Source organism: Pseudarthrobacter sp. MDT1-56 (assembly GCF_059383555.1).
In genome coordinates, this window is record NZ_JBWZCK010000003.1 from 192274 (window position 1) to 207470 (window position 15197).

The 15197-nt window shown below is 66.3% G+C and carries 13 protein-coding genes; 5 read left to right on the forward strand and 8 right to left on the reverse strand.

The annotated features are described in order from the left end of the window. Positions 1–48: 48 nt before the first annotated feature. From AC50YC_RS05880 to guaB1, 6 genes are all read right to left on the reverse strand, one after another. Complete coding sequence (locus AC50YC_RS05880; RefSeq protein ID WP_494952640.1) at positions 49–939, reverse strand: metal ABC transporter permease; 891 nt, start codon at positions 937–939, stop codon at positions 49–51. Beyond that, the gene (locus AC50YC_RS05885) at positions 940–1755 is read right to left on the reverse strand and encodes a metal ABC transporter ATP-binding protein (RefSeq protein WP_494952641.1); all 816 of its coding nucleotides are present in this window, start codon (positions 1753–1755) and stop codon (positions 940–942) included. Between the two features lie 132 nt (positions 1756–1887). Then, on the reverse strand, positions 1888–2847 hold the full coding sequence (locus AC50YC_RS05890; protein ID WP_494952642.1) for a metal ABC transporter solute-binding protein, Zn/Mn family: 960 nt from the start codon (positions 2845–2847) through the stop codon (positions 1888–1890). A gap of 92 nt (positions 2848–2939) precedes the next feature. Further along, positions 2940–4004: a hemolysin family protein gene (locus tag AC50YC_RS05895; RefSeq protein WP_354350120.1), complete on the reverse strand. Its 1065-nt coding sequence runs from the start codon at positions 4002–4004 to the stop codon at positions 2940–2942. After that, entirely contained in the window at positions 4001–5338 is a 1338-nt protein-coding gene (locus tag AC50YC_RS05900) for a hemolysin family protein (protein ID WP_494952643.1), read from the reverse strand. Before AC50YC_RS05900 ends, AC50YC_RS05895 begins: the two co-directional genes overlap by 4 nt. A 372-nt stretch (positions 5339–5710) precedes the next feature. Next, positions 5711–7189 (reverse strand): GMP reductase, encoded by a 1479-nt coding sequence (gene guaB1, locus AC50YC_RS05905; protein WP_494952644.1) that lies wholly within the window; start codon positions 7187–7189, stop codon positions 5711–5713. Positions 7190–7506: 317 nt separating this feature from the next. Here guaB1 and AC50YC_RS05910 point away from each other — a divergent pair, with 317 nt between their 5' ends. The 5 genes from AC50YC_RS05910 (at position 7507) to AC50YC_RS05930 (ending at position 13805) form a co-directional block, all read left to right on the forward strand. After that, entirely contained in the window at positions 7507–11307 is a 3801-nt protein-coding gene (locus tag AC50YC_RS05910; protein ID WP_494952645.1) for a multifunctional oxoglutarate decarboxylase/oxoglutarate dehydrogenase thiamine pyrophosphate-binding subunit/dihydrolipoyllysine-residue succinyltransferase subunit, read from the forward strand. Between the two features lie 130 nt (positions 11308–11437). Next, positions 11438–12037: a GDSL-type esterase/lipase family protein gene (locus AC50YC_RS05915; RefSeq protein WP_494952646.1), complete on the forward strand. Its 600-nt coding sequence runs from the start codon at positions 11438–11440 to the stop codon at positions 12035–12037. 130 nt (positions 12038–12167) lie between these two features. Next, positions 12168–12995 carry a DUF4097 family beta strand repeat-containing protein gene (locus tag AC50YC_RS05920; protein ID WP_494952647.1) on the forward strand — a complete coding sequence of 276 codons (828 nt, stop codon included), beginning with the start codon at positions 12168–12170 and terminating at the stop codon, positions 12993–12995. Beyond that, positions 12995–13615, forward strand: coding sequence for a PadR family transcriptional regulator (locus AC50YC_RS05925; RefSeq protein ID WP_494952648.1), 621 nt, complete (start codon positions 12995–12997; stop codon positions 13613–13615). The genes AC50YC_RS05920 and AC50YC_RS05925 overlap by 1 nt, the downstream gene beginning before the upstream one ends. A 115-nt stretch (positions 13616–13730) precedes the next feature. Further along, a complete protein-coding gene (locus AC50YC_RS05930) occupies positions 13731–13805 on the forward strand; it encodes a 50S ribosomal protein bL37 (protein WP_104061284.1) in 75 nt (24 codons plus the stop codon). A gap of 100 nt (positions 13806–13905) precedes the next feature. Here AC50YC_RS05930 and rsrA read toward each other — a convergent pair whose 3' ends face one another. Together rsrA and AC50YC_RS05940 are read right to left on the reverse strand one after the other, a co-directional pair. Continuing rightward, entirely contained in the window at positions 13906–14163 is a 258-nt protein-coding gene (gene rsrA / locus AC50YC_RS05935; protein ID WP_354169834.1) for a mycothiol system anti-sigma-R factor, read from the reverse strand. Further along, positions 14160–15104: a sigma-70 family RNA polymerase sigma factor gene (locus tag AC50YC_RS05940; protein ID WP_494952762.1), complete on the reverse strand. Its 945-nt coding sequence runs from the start codon at positions 15102–15104 to the stop codon at positions 14160–14162. The genes rsrA and AC50YC_RS05940 overlap by 4 nt, the downstream gene beginning before the upstream one ends. Between the last annotated feature and the right edge of the window lie 93 nt (positions 15105–15197).

Consider the following 15197-nt stretch of genomic DNA (forward strand, 5'->3'; position numbering starts at 1 on the left):
CAAATGCATACTTGCAGTGATGCAACTAATTCATCGAGGCGGGGCCAGTCAGGTGGCCGGCAGCTCCGCGCCGCGCAGCACCCGGCCGTTCAGGCCGCGCTTGGCCCGGATTCCGCCGATCACCCGGCAGACGACGTAGATCAGGAAGGACAGCGTGGTGACGTAGGGGCTGATCGGAATCCGTCCGCCGAGGGCCAGCAGGATGCCGCCGACGGTGGCCGTCATGGCGAACACCACACTGAGGATCACCACCAGCCGGGGTGAAGACGTCACCCGCATGGCCGCCGCCGCGGGAGTGATCAGCAGCGCCAGCACCAGCAGGGCGCCAACAATCTGGATGGAGAGTGCCACGCTGACGCCGAGGAGCAGCATGAACCCGATGGCCAGTGCCCGCACGGGCACCCCGCGGGCGGACGCGACGTCGGGGTCCACGCTGGCAAAGGTGAGCGGACGCCAGATCGCCACCAGCGCAATCATCACCACGACGGCGGCGACCGCCAGCACCTGGAGCTGGACGGTTCCGACCGAAACGATCTGACCGGTGAGCAGGCCGAACTTGTTGGCGGCGCGCCCCTCGTACAGGGAGAGGAAGAGGATGCCCAGGCCCAACCCGAAGGGCATGATGACGCCAATGATCGAGTTCTTGTCCCGCGCGCGGACGCCCAGCAGACCCAGCAGCAGCGCCGCCACGACGGATCCCACCAGGGAGCCCAGGACGATGTCCGCCCCGATCAGCAGGGCAAAGGCCGCGCCGGCAAACGAGAGTTCCGAGATCCCATGGACGGCGAAGGCCAGGTCCCGCTTCATCACGAACGTTCCGATCAGCCCGCCGAGCAGCCCCAGCACCGCTCCCGCCCAGAGGGAGTTCTGCACCAGCGCAAGCAACTCGCCGTAGTTTTCGAAGTTGAAGATTGAATTGAGGAGGCTGTCCAGGTCCATTTAGCCCGTCTCCCCCGCCACCGCGTGGGCGTCCTCGTGGTGATGCGTCGTGGCATCCGGCAGTCCGACGACGATCAGCCGTCCGTTGGCGTTGATCACTTCGACGTGACTGCCGTATAGATCGGACAGGACTTCCGTGGTCATGACTTCCTCCGGCGGGCCCACCCGGAACCGTCCGCCGGCCAGGTACAACACCCGGTCCACATAGTCCATGATCGGGTTGATCTCGTGCGTTACGAACACCACGGCACTGTCCTGGTCGTGGCATTGCCTGTTGATCAGGGCACTGACCGCCTGCTGGTGCTGCAGGTCCAGGGACAGCAGGGGTTCGTCGCAGAGCAGCACCTTGGGGTCGGCGGCCAGAGCCTGCGCCACCCGCAACCGCTGCTGCTCGCCGCCGGACAGCTGGCCGACGGGGACCTTTGCGTAATCGGCAGCTCCCACCAACTCGAGCAGCTCATCGATTCTGCGGTTCACTTTCGCCCCGCCGAGCCGGAGCCCCCAGCGGTGGCCGTCGACGCCGAGCCCCACGAGGTCGCGGGCGCGCAGCGGCGTGTCGGGGTCGAAGGACTTCTGCTGCGGGACATAGCCGATCCCCCGGTTGCCCCGCTCCACGGGCCGGCCGGCGAGCGTCGCCGAGCCGGAGCTCAGCTCCTGCAGTCCCAGCAACACCTTGAGGAACGTCGTTTTCCCGCTGCCGTTGGGGCCGAGTACAGCGAAGAATTCACCCGGGTTAATGTCCAGATCCAGGCCCTCCCACAGCGTGCGTTTACCGAACGCGAGGGAGGCTCCACGGAGGCTCACTACGGGTGTCAACTTGGATTTCCTCGAATTCTGCACAAGCCTCTGGCTCGCACTCTGCGCCAGGAGTGTCTGGCTGGACGGTCTGGCAGGGCTGCCTGGCTGGTCGGTCCTGCTAAGCAGTCAGGTCACGCTGTCCCGCTAATCTTAGGCCAGTGCCTTGCCGATGTTGTCGACGTTGTCTGTCATCCATTGCAGGTAGGACTTGCCCTCGGGCAGAGTCTCGCTGAAGTTCACCACCGGGACCCCGGCAGCTGCTGCCGCGTCCTTGACGGCAAGCGTTTGCGGGCCTTCGGTCTGCTGGTTGTAGGCCAGCAGCCTGATGCTGCCCGACCCCATCAGGTCGGTGGTCGCCTTGAGCGCGGCGGGCGGGACGTCGGTGTCTTCTTCGATCGCGGCGGTGTAATCGTCCGGGGTCTGGTTTTCCAGGCCCGCGGCATCGAGCAGGTAGAGCGGCACCGGTTCCGTCACGGCAACAGGCGCCGCACCGGCGGTGGCCTTGATTTCCGCCAGCTCGGCTTCGAGGCTGCCGAGCGACTCCTTGAAGGCCGCGGCGTTGCTGCGGAAGGTCTCGGCGGAGGACGGCTCGAGCTCGCCGAGCTTGGCCGCGACGGCGTCAGCCAGCCGGGCCATGGCCGGCAGGCTGTACCAGACGTGTTCGTTGAAGCCGGCATGTTCATGTCCGTGGCCGTCGGCGTCGGTGGACGCGCCTGCAGTCTCTTCCGGGGCCAGCCCGGAAAGCTCCACGGCATTGAGCACATTGCCGTGGTCCAGTCCCGTGTCGTCCACGAGCTTGTGGAGGAAACTGTCGTAACCACCGCCGTTTTCGACCACCAACTCGGCTTTTGAGACCGCCAGCTTGTCCTGCGTGGTGGCCTCGTAGGAGTGCGGGTCCTGGCTGGTGCGCGTGATGATGGAATTGACGCGCACCTTGTCTGCGCCGATCGTGCTGACGATGTCCCCGTAGACGCTGGTGGAGGCCACGACCTCGACGGTTCCCTCGCCGGCACCGTCCGGTGAACTTCCCGAGGTCGGGGCGCAGGCGGTCAGCAGCAGGGTGGCGCCAGCAAGGGCAGCGACGATGGCACGGGCAGCAGGACGGTGCACGGGAAACCTCGGATCTGTTATTGAGAATCAGGAGCAATAGCTCGAGTGTATCCCTAAATAGGAATGATTCCTATTTAGGGATACACCGGCAGCTACTGGTCCTGGCCGAGTCTCCGGTAGCCGGTGGCCTGGGTGGCATCCCGGATCTCGCCGACGAGCTGCTCGATGACGTCTTCCAGGAACAGGACGCCCTGGGTGAGACCGTCCGGGCCGATCACGCGGGCCAGGTGCGATCCGGTCCGCTGCATGACGGACATGGCCTTCTCGATCTCGTCGTCCATCGCCAGGTTAGCCAAGGACCGGATGTGGCTCTCCGCAATCGGCTGGTGGTACGCCGCGTCGGGGATGGAGAGCACGTCCTTGATGTGCAGGTAGCCGGACAGCATCCCGTCGTCGTCAAGCATCGGGAAGCGGGAGAACCCGGTGCGGCTCACGGCCTTCTCGAACTCCACCGGGGTGGTGTTCGATTTCATCATGACGAGCTTGTCGAGCGGGACCATCACGTCGGACGCGGTGTGTTCAGAGAACTCCAACGCACCGGTGATGAGTCCGGCGTCGTCGTCCACGAGCCCGTGGCGGGTGGATTCCTGCACGATCGACTGCACTTCCTCGAGCGTAAAGGAGGAGGTGACCTCATCCTTCGGCTCAATCCGCATCAGTTTCAGGATGTGGTTCGCGGACCAGTTGAGCGCCACGATCACCGGCTTCACCAGCCGGGCGATGAACATCAGCGGCGGGGCCAGCAGCAGCGCCGCCTTGTCCGCCACGGAGACCGAAATGTTCTTCGGGACCATCTCGCCGATGGTGACGTGCAGGAAGGTGACCAGCAGCAGCGCGACGGCGAAGGCCACAATGTCGGCAATTTCCACCGGGATGCCGACCGCCTCCAGCGGCACGGCCATCAAGTGGTGGATCGCCGGTTCGGCCACCTGCAGGATCAGCAGCGAGCAGACGGTGATCCCGAGCTGCGCGCACGCGAGCATCAGCGAGACGTTTTCCATGGCGCGCAAAGTGGTTTGCGCGCGCTTGGATCCTGCCTCGGCAAGCGGCTCGATCTGGCTCCGGCGGGCGGACATGACCGCGAATTCCGCACCCACAAAGAACGCGTTGCCGAGCAGCAGCACCACCAGCCAGAGAATGCCGGCCCAGTCGCTCATGCGGCACCGACCTGGCCGCGGGAGAGCTCCTCGTGGTGCACCCGGACGGGTTTGAAGCAGATCCGGTCAATCCTGCGTCCGTCCATGCGGGTGACGGCCAGGGTGCCGCCGGCGACGTCGACGGTGTCCCCCACCGCTGCGATCCGGCCCAACTTGCTCATGACGTAGCCTCCCACCGTTTCGTAGGCAGACTCGTCGGGCACGGTCAGGCCCGGGATCTGTTCGGAGAGCTCATCGGGGCGCAGCAGGCCCGGGAAGTACCAGTCCCCCGAAGCGCTCTGCAGCAGTCCCGGGCGTACCTTGTCGTGTTCATCGGCCACTTCCCCCACGATTTCCTCCACGAGGTCCTCCAGGGTGGCGATGCCGGCGGTGCCGCCGTACTCATCCAGGACCACGGCCAGCTGCAGGTTGCCTTCGCGCAATTCAGCCAGCAGGGCGTCCAGGTGAATGGTTTCCGGAACCCGGAGCACGTCGGTCATGATGGCGCCGGCTTCCAGCTTGGCGCGCCGGTCCGAGGGAACGGCGATGGCCTTCTTGATGTGCACCACGCCGCGGATGTCGTCCGAGGATTCCCCGATGACCGGGAAGCGCGAATAACCGGTGCGGCGTGCGGCCTCCACAATGTCGGAGACCGGCTGGTCGCCGTCGATGGTCTCGACCCGGATGCGGGGCGTCATGACGTCCGCCGCCGTCCGGCCCGAGAACTTGAGGGTCCGGGCGATGAAGTTGGCAGTCCCGGCGTCGAGGGTACCCATCGCCGCCGAACGGCGCACAAGGGAGGCCAGCTCGGCCGGAGTCCGCGCACCCGATATCTCTTCCTTGGCCTCCAGGCCGAAGAGATTGAGCACCTTGTTGGAGAAGCCGTTGAGCACCACAATGGCGGGTTTGAAGATTGCCGTAAAGATCAGCTGCGGGCGGGCCAGGGCCTTGCCGACCTGGAACGACAGCGCAATGGCCATGTTCTTAGGGACCAGCTCGCCGATCAGCATGGACAGGAGGGTCGCAAAGGCCATCGCCAGGACCAGCGAGACGGAGGAAACTGCGGCTTCCGGCAGGCCAAGGGCGCCCAGCGGGCCTTCGAGCAGTTTGCCCACCGATGGCTCCATGACGTAGCCGGTGAGCAGGGTGGTGATGGTGATGCCCAGCTGGCAGCTGGAGAGCTGCGTGGACAGGGACTTGAGGCATTTGAGCAGGGGCGCGGCGGCAGTATCGCCGTCATCCACCGCCCGCTGGACCGTGGCCTGGTCGAGGGCCACGAGGGAAAATTCAACGGCTACGAAGAAGCCGGTTCCAAGGATGAGCAGCAGGCCTGCTCCGAGAAGAAGCCACTCCATTTAGCGGCCTGCTTCCGGGCCGGCGGGGCGGCGTGATGCCCGGCTGCCGGCGTATCGGGTGTCCGGGTGCCGGAACGGGCTGCCCGGCGGAGGATGGTCAGCCGAGGCCGACCCTGTTTCCTGGAAGGACCCTGTTTTCTGAAAGGCACGTCGCTGGTGTGCCGCCGGAGAATGATGGGCACGTGAACGGGGTTTGCCGGCTCTTCGGGTGGACTGCGCGGGAAGGGTTTCCATTCCCCGCTGACAGCCCCCAGGCCGGCACCTAGATTTACTGTCCATAAGAGTTTCAGTCTACAGGAGCGCCAGGCGCCGGCCGCCGTCGTGACACCGCAGGTGATGCCCGACGGCGGCCGCTTCCGCCAGCGGTGCAGCTCACCAGCTTTGCGGGACCGGACGGCCTTCCTGATACCCGGCCGCGGACTGGATTCCCGCGACAGCGCGTTCCCGGAACTGCGCGAGGTCCGCAGCGCCGGCATAGCTCATCGAGCTGCGAAGCCCGGCCGTGATCATGTCCAGCAGGTCCTCGACGCCGGGCCGCGCCGGATCGATAAACATCCGGGAGGTGGAGATGCCTTCCTCGAAGAGGGCCTTGCGGTCCTTTTCGAAGGCGCCCTCGCGCTGGTTGCGGTTCTGCACGGCTCGCGCGGACGCCATGCCGAAGCTTTCCTTGAACTGCCGCCCGGCGGCGTCCTGCTGCAGATCTCCGGGGCTCTCGTGCGTGCCGGCGAACCAGGACCCGATCATCACCTGACTGGCGCCGGCGGCCAGGGCCAGCGCGACGTCGCGGGGGTAGCGGACTCCTCCGTCGGCCCAGACGCGCCCGCCTGCAGCCCGAGCGGCAGCCGAGCACTCAAGGACAGCGGAGAACTGCGGCCGGCCCACGGCCGTCATCATGCGCGTGGTGCACATGGCCCCGGGACCCACGCCGACCTTGACGATGTCCGCGCCGGCCTGGATGAGTTCGCGCGTTGCCTCCGCTGTGACCACGTTCCCTGCCACGACCGGAACGCCGGGAGCAAGGGCTTTCACCGCGGCCAGGGCGTCAAACATCTTCTGCTGGTGGCCGTGTGCGGTGTCGAGGACCAGCACGTTCACCCCGGCGGCGAGGAGTTCCGAGGCACGCCGGGCGACATCGCCGTTGATTCCGACGGCGGCGGCCACCTTGAGCCGGCCGGCTGCATCCAGCGAGGGCCGGTACAGCGTGGAGCGGAGGGCGCCCTTCCGCGTGAGGACTCCGGCCAGGACGCCGTCCCGCTGCACGGGGACAAAGTCGGTGCCGGCGGCGTCCATCGCGTCGAAGGCCCGGCGCAGGCCGGCCCCCGATCCGGCGCCTGCTCCGCTGCCGTCGGGCGAGTCTTCCAGCAGCGCCGCATCCAGTACCAGCGGCTGGTGGCGCATCACCGAGGCGAGCGAGGCGAACCGGTCCTGGCCCTCGCAGTCCGAGGCCCGGACGACGCCGGTCACGGCACCCGAGTCATCCACGACCATGATCGCCCCGTGCGGACGCTTGCCCATCAGGTGCAGGGCATCAATGACTGTGTCGGCCGGTGACAGCGTGACCGGGGTTTCCAGGACGGTGTGGCGGGTCTTGATCCAGGCCGTGACGTCCCGGATGACGTCCAGCGGCACGTCCTGCGGCAGGACCGCCAGCCCGCCGCGCCGGGCCATGGTCTCGGCCATCCGCTTGCCGGTCACCGCCGTCATGTTGGCCGCGACGAGGGGAATGGCGGAGCCGGTCCCGTCGTCCGCCGCCAGGTCCACATCCAGCCGGGAGGTGACATCGGAACGGGACGGAACAAGAAAGAGGTCCGAATAGGTCAGGTCGGTGGTGGGATCGGTCAGGAAACGCACGGTTGCTCCTTAAATAGGCATTCCGGTGCTCAACGGGTTCTCAGTGTGATTCTAGCGAGGCTTCCCGCCGGCTCCGGCACCGGTCCGGCACCTGTCCGGGCGGCGGCTCCGGCAGGCCTCCGGACCGCCAAATGGGGCGCCGTGACGGCGCGTTGAGACGACTTGATGATTTGAGTCACCCTTATTGGCGGTTTGGCAAGAATCGTCACTAGACTGGCATGGGTCTGGGTTCACTGGACGCGGAGACTGGTTCAATTGGCGTGCTACGGCACCGCGAAACCAGTGGGAATCAAACTCATGGAAGAGGCGTAATTCAAGTGCCAGAGCAGCCTAGCCACCGTCTACCAGAGGAATTTGGCGGAAACGAGTGGCTCGTTGACGAACTGTACGAGCGGTATCAGCAGGACAAGAACACGGTGGATGCCAAATGGTGGCCCTTGTTCGAATCCTTCGATGCCGGAGACAGTTCTTCCACCAACGGAGCCTCAGGCGCAGCGACAGTTGCGCACCCCGCCACCCGCGAACTTCCCGTAGTAGCCCCGGCTGCCGCGACGGCAACGCAGCCGGCCGCGCCCGCCCCTGCTGCTGCCCCCGCGGCGCCTGCCGCCGCCCCTGCCGCGGCGAAGAAGGCCCCGGCCACCGTGGCCCGCGATGGCTCCAAGACCTCGGAAGCCGGCCCCGGCACGGCACCGATCCCTGCCCAGCTCCCCAAGAACATCAAGGCCCCGACCGCCCCCGAGGAAGACGTCGTTTCCGTCCTCCGCGGCCCGGCCAAGGCCATCGCCACCAACATGATCACGAGCCTGGAGGTCCCGACCGCCACCAGCGTGCGGGCGATCCCGGCGAAGCTGCTGATCGACAACCGCGTGGTCATCAACTCCAACCTGGCCCGTGCCCGCGGCGGCAAGGTGTCCTTCACGCACCTGATCGGCTACGCCGTCATCCGCGCCCTGGCCCAGTTCCCGTCGATGAACGTCTACTACGACGAGGTCGACGGCAAGCCTGTCGCGGTCCAGCCGGCGCACGTGAACTTCGGCATCGCCATCGACATGCCGAAGCCCGACGGCTCCCGCCTGCTGATGGTGCCCAACATCAAGAAGGCGGAGACCCTCAACTTCTCCGAGTTCTGGCACACCTACGAGGACCTGATCAAGCGTGCCCGCGCCGGCAAGCTGACCGCCGATGACCACTCCGGCACCACGGTCTCGCTGACCAACCCCGGCGGCATCGGAACCGTGCACTCGGTGCCGCGCCTGTCCAAGGGCCAGGCCGCCATCATCGGCGTCGGCGCACTGGACTACCCGGCAGAATTCCAGGGGGCCAGCGCGAAGATCATCGCGCACAACGCCATCAGCAAGGTCCTCACCCTGACCTCCACCTATGACCACCGCGTCATCCAGGGTGCCGGCAGCGGAGAGTTCCTGAAGCTCGTGCACCAGCTCATGCTGGGCGCGCAGAACTTCTACGACGAGATCTTCGAGTCCCTGCGCATCCCGTACGAGCCCGTGCGCTGGAGCCCGGACCTGCAGGTGGACCCGGCCGACGAGATCAACAAGGTCGCCCGGATCCAGCAGCTCATCCACGCCTACCGCGTCCGCGGCCATCTCATGGCGGACACCGATCCGCTCGAGTACGTGCAGCGCAAGCACCCGGACCTCGACGTCCTCACCTACGGCCTCACGCTGTGGGACCTGGACCGCGAGTGGCCCACGGGCGGCTTCGGCGGCAAGCCGATGCTCGCCTTCCGTGACATCCTCGGCGTGCTCCGCGATGCCTACTGCCGCACCACGGGCATCGAATACATGCACATCCAGGACCCGGAGGAACGCAAGTGGTTCCAGGACCAGATCGAGCACCCGTACTCCAAGCCGAGCCGCGACGAGCAGCTCCGCATCGTCTCCAAGCTCAACGCGGCCGAGGCCTTCGAGACCTTCCTGCAGACGAAGTTCGTCGGCCAGAAGCGCTTCTCGCTTGAGGGCGGCGAATCCCTGATCCCGCTGCTGGACGCCATCATCTCCGATGCGGCCGACGACGAACTCGACGAAGTGGCGATCGGCATGGCCCACCGCGGCCGGCTCAACGTGCTCACGAACATTGCCGGCAAGACCTACGCCCAGGTCTTCCGCGAATTCGAAGGCACCCAGGACCCGCGCTCCGTGCAGGGCTCCGGCGACGTGAAGTACCACCTCGGCACCGAGGGCACCTTCACCTCGGACAACGGCAAGGAGACCAAGGTCTACCTCGCCGCCAACCCGTCCCACCTCGAAGCTGTGGACTCCGTCCTCGAAGGCATCGTCCGCGCCAAGCAGGACCGCCTCGACCAGGGCGAAGCCTTCCCCGTGCTGCCGATCATGGTGCACGGCGACGCCGCTTTCGCCGGCCAGGGCGTTGTGGCGGAAACGCTGAACCTCTCCCAGCTGCGCGGCTACCGCACCGGCGGCACCATCCACATCGTGGTCAACAACCAGGTCGGCTTCACCACCGCCCCGTCGTCGTCCCGTTCGTCCACCTACTCCACTGACGTCGCCAAGATGATCCAGGCGCCGGTGTTCCACGTGAACGGTGATGACCCGGAAGCTGTGGTCCGCATCGGGCAGCTCGCCTATGAGTTCCGCCAGCGGTTCCACAAGGACGTTGTCATCGACATGGTCTGCTACCGCCGCCGCGGCCATAACGAGGGCGACGACCCCTCGATGACCCAGCCGCTGATGTACAACCTGATCGAAGCCAAGCGCTCGGTCCGCAAGCTGTACACCGAATCCCTGATCGGCCGCGGAGACATCACCGAGGAAGAAGCCGAACAGCTGCTGCGCGACTACCAGGAACGGCTGGAGCGGGTCTTCGCAGAGACCCACGCTGCGCAGACCTCCCCGATTCCGATCATCAAGGCGGATTCCGCCGCGGTGTCCGATCTGGAGCGCCCGATGGCTCAGCAGACCGATTCCGGCATCAGCGCACCGGCCTCGACGGCGATCTCCGCCGAGACCCTGGCGCGCATCGGCAAGGCGCACGTCGACATCCCCGAGGGCTTCACGGTCCACGCCAAGCTCAAGCAGCTGCTGGAGAAACGTGAAGTGATGTCCCGCGAAGGCGGCATCGACTGGGGCTTCGGCGAGCTGGCCGCCTTCGGTTCGCTCATCATGGAAGGCGTTCCCGTCCGGCTCGCCGGCCAGGACTCGCGCCGCGGCACGTTCGTGCAGCGCCACGCCGTCTTCCACGACCGCGCCAACGGCGACGAGTGGCTGCCCCTGGCCCACCTCTCCGAGGACCAGGCAAAGCTGTGGATCTACGACTCCCTGCTGTCGGAATACGCGGCCATGGGCTTCGAATACGGCTACTCGGTGGAACGCCCGGATGCCCTGGTGCTCTGGGAGGCGCAGTTCGGTGACTTCGTCAACGGCGCGCAGACCATCATCGATGAGTTCATCTCCTCGGCCGAGCAGAAGTGGGGCCAGCGCTCCTCGCTGGTGCTGATGCTGCCGCACGGCTACGAGGGCCAGGGACCGGACCACTCGTCCGCCCGGATCGAGCGCTTCCTGCAGATGTGCGCCGAAGAGAACATGATCGTGGCCAACCCCACGACCTCGGCGTCGCACTTCCACCTGCTGCGCCGCCAGGCGTACAGCCGGCCGCGCAAGCCGCTGATCATCTTCACGCCGAAGCAGCTGCTCCGCCTCAAGGCCGCTGCGTCGTCGGTGGAGGACTTCACCGCCGGCACCTTCCAGACGGTCATCCCCGAGCACGAGCAGCTGCAGGGCGACGCCGTCGAGCGTGTCCTGCTGGTGTCCGGCCGGCTGTACTACGACCTGCTGTCCACCCGGCAGAAGACCGGAGACAAGACGACGGCGATCGTCCGGGTTGAGCAGCTTTACCCGCTGCCCGCCGCCGAGATCGCCACCGAGCTTGCCAAGTACCCGAACGCCGAAGTTGTTTGGGCACAGGACGAGCCCGCCAACCAGGGTCCGTGGCCGTTCATCGGCCTTAACCTTCCGGACGCCCTGGACCGCAGGGTCCGCCTCGTTTCCCGCGCCGCTTCGGCTTCCACCGCGGCAGGATCGATGAAACGCCACGCGGCGGAGCAGGACGCGCTGCTCAAGCAGGCATTCGCACGTAAGTAAGGTCAGCGCTGCCCGGCCGGAGATGTACACACGCAACTCCGGCCGGGCACCGTTGTTTAACCGGCCTTGTCCCGCGCCATCTTCGATGGTGGGGACGGGATAATGGACGCTCTGGAGTGAAGAGGTAGTCGTGGAAGATCGAAAGCTGCGGATCGCAGCCGTGGGCGATGAAATGCTGGCCGGGCTGGGTGATCCCCGCGCGCTGGGCTGGCTGGGGCGGGTGCTGGCGCGCACGCCGCAGGACGGGCTCTCCCTGGAGTGCTACTCCCTCCCCTGCCCGCAGGAAGGCACGGAAGGCCTGGCCGCACGCTGGTTCCAGGAAGCCGGCCGGCGCTTCAACGACCACCACGAGAACCGTCTGGTGATCGGGCTCTCCGGACGCGATGTCGAGTTCGGGCTCTCCACGGCCCGCAGCCGGCTCAACCTCGCCAACATCCTCGACACCGCGTCGCAGAACAAGATCGAGGTCTTCGTCGTCGGCCCGCCGCCGACCCTGGACCCGACCCAGAACCGCCGGCTCGGTGAGCTCAACACCGCTTTCGCCGACGTCACCACGCGGCGCAAACACCTCTACGTCGACACCTTCTCCCCCCTGCTGAACCACGAGCAGTGGCGCCAGGACCTCGCCGCCAACGGCGGCACCCCCGGCCAGGCCGGCTACGGGCTGGTGGCCTGGCTCGTGCTGCACCGCGGCTGGTTCCAGTGGCTGAGAATCGACGCCCCGGAGTAGCATGCGCGGCTACCGCCGCCCGGGATCTTCGCGATATATCTTGACTGAGCAAATCCGGCGATATATCGTGACTTCATAGTCACGATATATCGCAATGATCAGTATGAAGTGTCGCCCGCCCGGAGGAACCATGACAGAGAACAACTGGACCGTCACCGGTCCGCAGACCATCGACGTCGATGGCGTCAGCTCGATCAAGCTGGGCATCGTCCGCGGCCGCTTCGACATCGTCACCCACGATGAGGCCGTCACCCGGATCGAAGTGTCCGATGTGCACGGCGACCCGCTGGCGATCAGCCTCGTCGACGGCCGTCTCGAGGTCCGGCACCAGCTGCACGGGCCGCAGGGCTGGTTCAAGAACCTCATGGGAACCGTCAACAACAGCAGCAGCAACTCGGTGGTCATCAGCATCGCCCTTCCCGCCGGCGTCGAGGTTGAGGCCGGCACGGTCAGCGGCGATGGCATGGTCTCCGGGATCAGCGGGCGCACCCGGCTGAACACGGTGTCCGGTTCCGTCCTGGCCGACGGCACCTCCGGGGACCTGTCCGTCAACACCGTCAGCGGCGAAGTGATCGCACGCAACCACCACGGCGTGCTGACGGCCAAGAGCGTCTCCGGCGAGATCACGGCCTCCGGCGATTTCAGCCACATCCGCGCCAACACCGTCAGCGGGGACCTGAGCTTTGACCTGCACGGCTTTACCCAAGACTTCGGCGCCAACGCGGTCTCGGGCGATGTCACCATCCGCCTCCCGCACGACGTCGGCGTGGACATCATTGCCAAGTCCGCCAGCGGCGCCGTCGTGATTGACGACCTGAGATACAACCAGCCCAGCGGCACCGTGCAGACCATAGCCGGTCCTGACGCGCAACTCATGCTGGTCCGCACCAACTCCGTCTCGGGCAGGACGTCGATATTCCACGGCCAGCCCGGCACTGATACCCCGACGGGGCCCTGATGCCTCCGGTCTTTGCCCACGGGGCGCTGCGCCTGTACCTGCTCGCGCTGCTGGAGTCTGGCCCGAAGCACGGCTACGAACTCATCAAGGCCCTCAGCGCACGCTTCGGCGGCACCTACTCCCCCAGCGCCGGAACCATCTATCCGCGGCTGGGCAAGCTCGAGGAGGAGGGGCTCGTGGCAACCCACACCGAGGGGCGCCGGACCTACTACAGCATCACCCCGGCGGGGCTCGTGGAGCTGAACAGCCGGCGGGACGAACTCGCCGACGTCGAAAATGACATCTCCGCATCAGTCCGGCGGCTCGCGGACAACCTGCGGCACGACATCAAGGCCAACATGCGGGGTCTGCGGGCCGATCTGGCCGCCACGGCCGAGGCCGCGCGTTCCTCCGCCCGTGCGGCCGGATCCACCGTCGCCTCACTCGCGGGCCAGCGCTACTCGCAGGAGGGCGACAGCAGGCTGCGTGAAGCCGAGATGCTGGTGCAGGCGTTCCGCGATGACATCCGCGTCGAACTGCGCCGGCACGGCGGCCGGCATCCGATTACTCCCGTGACGCTGGAGACGGTCAAGACGGTGCTGGACCAGGCACGGATCTCCATTCGCAACTCGCTGGAATGATTCGCGCTGTGATTGCCGCCTGTGGCACCCCCGCCCCGCCGGTTCGCGGCGGGTGTCCTGATGTGGGAGACTTGAGGGCAGCTCTTTTGAGTACCAAAAATTAAGGAGGCCAGCTATGAGCAAGCGTGCACGTAAACGTCGTGACCGTAAGCGTGGCGGCGCGAACCACGGCAAGCGCCCCAACGCCTAAGCAAAGCTTGGAATAACAGCTTTAAACGAATGACCCCGGAAACCTCACGGTTTCCGGGGTCATTCGTTTTGCCTGGCGTAACGCCGCGGTGTCCCCCGGGTCAGGCCTCGACCGAGCTGGAGTGAATCCGGTCCAGGATCGAGTTCTTGAGATTCTCCGGGGCAGCCTCGGTGCAGGAGCGCTTCACCATGACGCGGATGACGCATTCGAGGTCGTACTGCTCAAAGCATTCCGGGCACCCGTCCAGGTGGTCCTTGATCTCGGCGATGTCATCGTGCGTGAGGGCACCATCCAGATACTCGTAGATACGTTGCATCCGGGCGTCGTCGCAATCGCCCAGTCCCTGGCAGTCGCTCATTTCCTGTTCTCCTGTTTGTTGCTTCCTGCCGCCGCTGTGGCATCGGCGGCCCTGAATCCCCGCTCGGCGGCGTAGTCGGCGAGCATGTCCCGCAGCATCTTCCGGCCCCGGTGCAGGCGGGACATGACGGTCCCGATCGGGGTGTTCATGATGTCTGAAATTTCCTTGTACGCGAATCCCTCGACGTCGGCGAAGTAGACCGCCAGCCGGAATTCCTCGGGGATGGCCTGCAGGGCGCGCTTCACGTCGGAGTCCGGCAGGTGGTCCAGCGCCTCGGCCTCCGCCGATCGGAGTCCGGACGAGGTGTGCGACTCGGCCCGGGCGAGCTGCCAGTCCTCGATCGTGTCCGAGTTCGACTGCAGCGGCTCACGTTGCCGTTTGCGGTAGAGGTTGATGTAGGTGTTCGTCAGGATGCGGTACAGCCAGGCTTTGAGGTTGGTGCCCGGCTTGTACTGGTGGAACGCGGAGAACGCCTTCGTGTACGCCTCCTGGACCAGGTCCTCGGCATCCGCGGGATTCCTGGCCATTCGCATGGCCGCGGAGTACAGCTGGTCGACGTACTGCATCGCGTCGCGCTCGAACCGTACCCGGCGTTCCTCCGTGGTTTCCGTCGCCACGTCCAGGGCCTGCCCGTCCACGATCGTCTCCCGGGCGGCAGCATCCTGCACGGCAGCTGTCCCCGCGCCGTCAGCCCCTGGCGCGTCAGTGCCTGCGGCGGAGCCGGACTCCGGCACCGCCCCAGCTTCCGGGGCAGGTTCGGGGAGTGCGCCGGCGGGGCCGGCAGCAGGTGACTTCGCGGGCGTGGCGCCGTTTCCGGCGACCTCGTGCATGGCCGCAACGGCCGGATCCATGGTGCTCATTGCGTACCAGTCTACTGTCACCTTGCGGCGGGCGCCCGGAACTGCCGGAACTGCCGGGCTGGTTCGTTCCTGCAGGGCCATGGTCCATAATTCCGCCGGGTCTGCCGCCACATGCACGTCCTTCACCAGAATCAAATCTTCGCCTCCCTGCTCATCTTCAGCTCATCGTCCAGC

Bases quoted from the DNA above. Each gene is read 5' to 3' on its own strand.
- AC50YC_RS05880 (WP_494952640.1), bottom strand. From the start codon at position 939: ATGGACCTGGACAGCCTCCTCAATTCAATCTTCAACTTCGAAAACTAC.
- AC50YC_RS05895 (WP_354350120.1), bottom strand. From the start codon at position 4,004: ATGAGCGACTGGGCCGGCATTCTCTGGCTGGTGGTGCTGCTGCTCGGC.
- AC50YC_RS05900 (WP_494952643.1), bottom strand. From the start codon at position 5,338: ATGGAGTGGCTTCTTCTCGGAGCAGGCCTGCTGCTCATCCTTGGAACC.
- AC50YC_RS05920 (WP_494952647.1), top strand. From the start codon at position 12,168: ATGACAGAGAACAACTGGACCGTCACCGGTCCGCAGACCATCGACGTC.
- AC50YC_RS05925 (WP_494952648.1), top strand. From the start codon at position 12,995: ATGCCTCCGGTCTTTGCCCACGGGGCGCTGCGCCTGTACCTGCTCGCG.
- rsrA (WP_354169834.1), bottom strand. From the start codon at position 14,163: ATGAGCGACTGCCAGGGACTGGGCGATTGCGACGACGCCCGGATGCAA.
- AC50YC_RS05940 (WP_494952762.1), bottom strand. From the start codon at position 15,104: ATGGCCCTGCAGGAACGAACCAGCCCGGCAGTTCCGGCAGTTCCGGGC.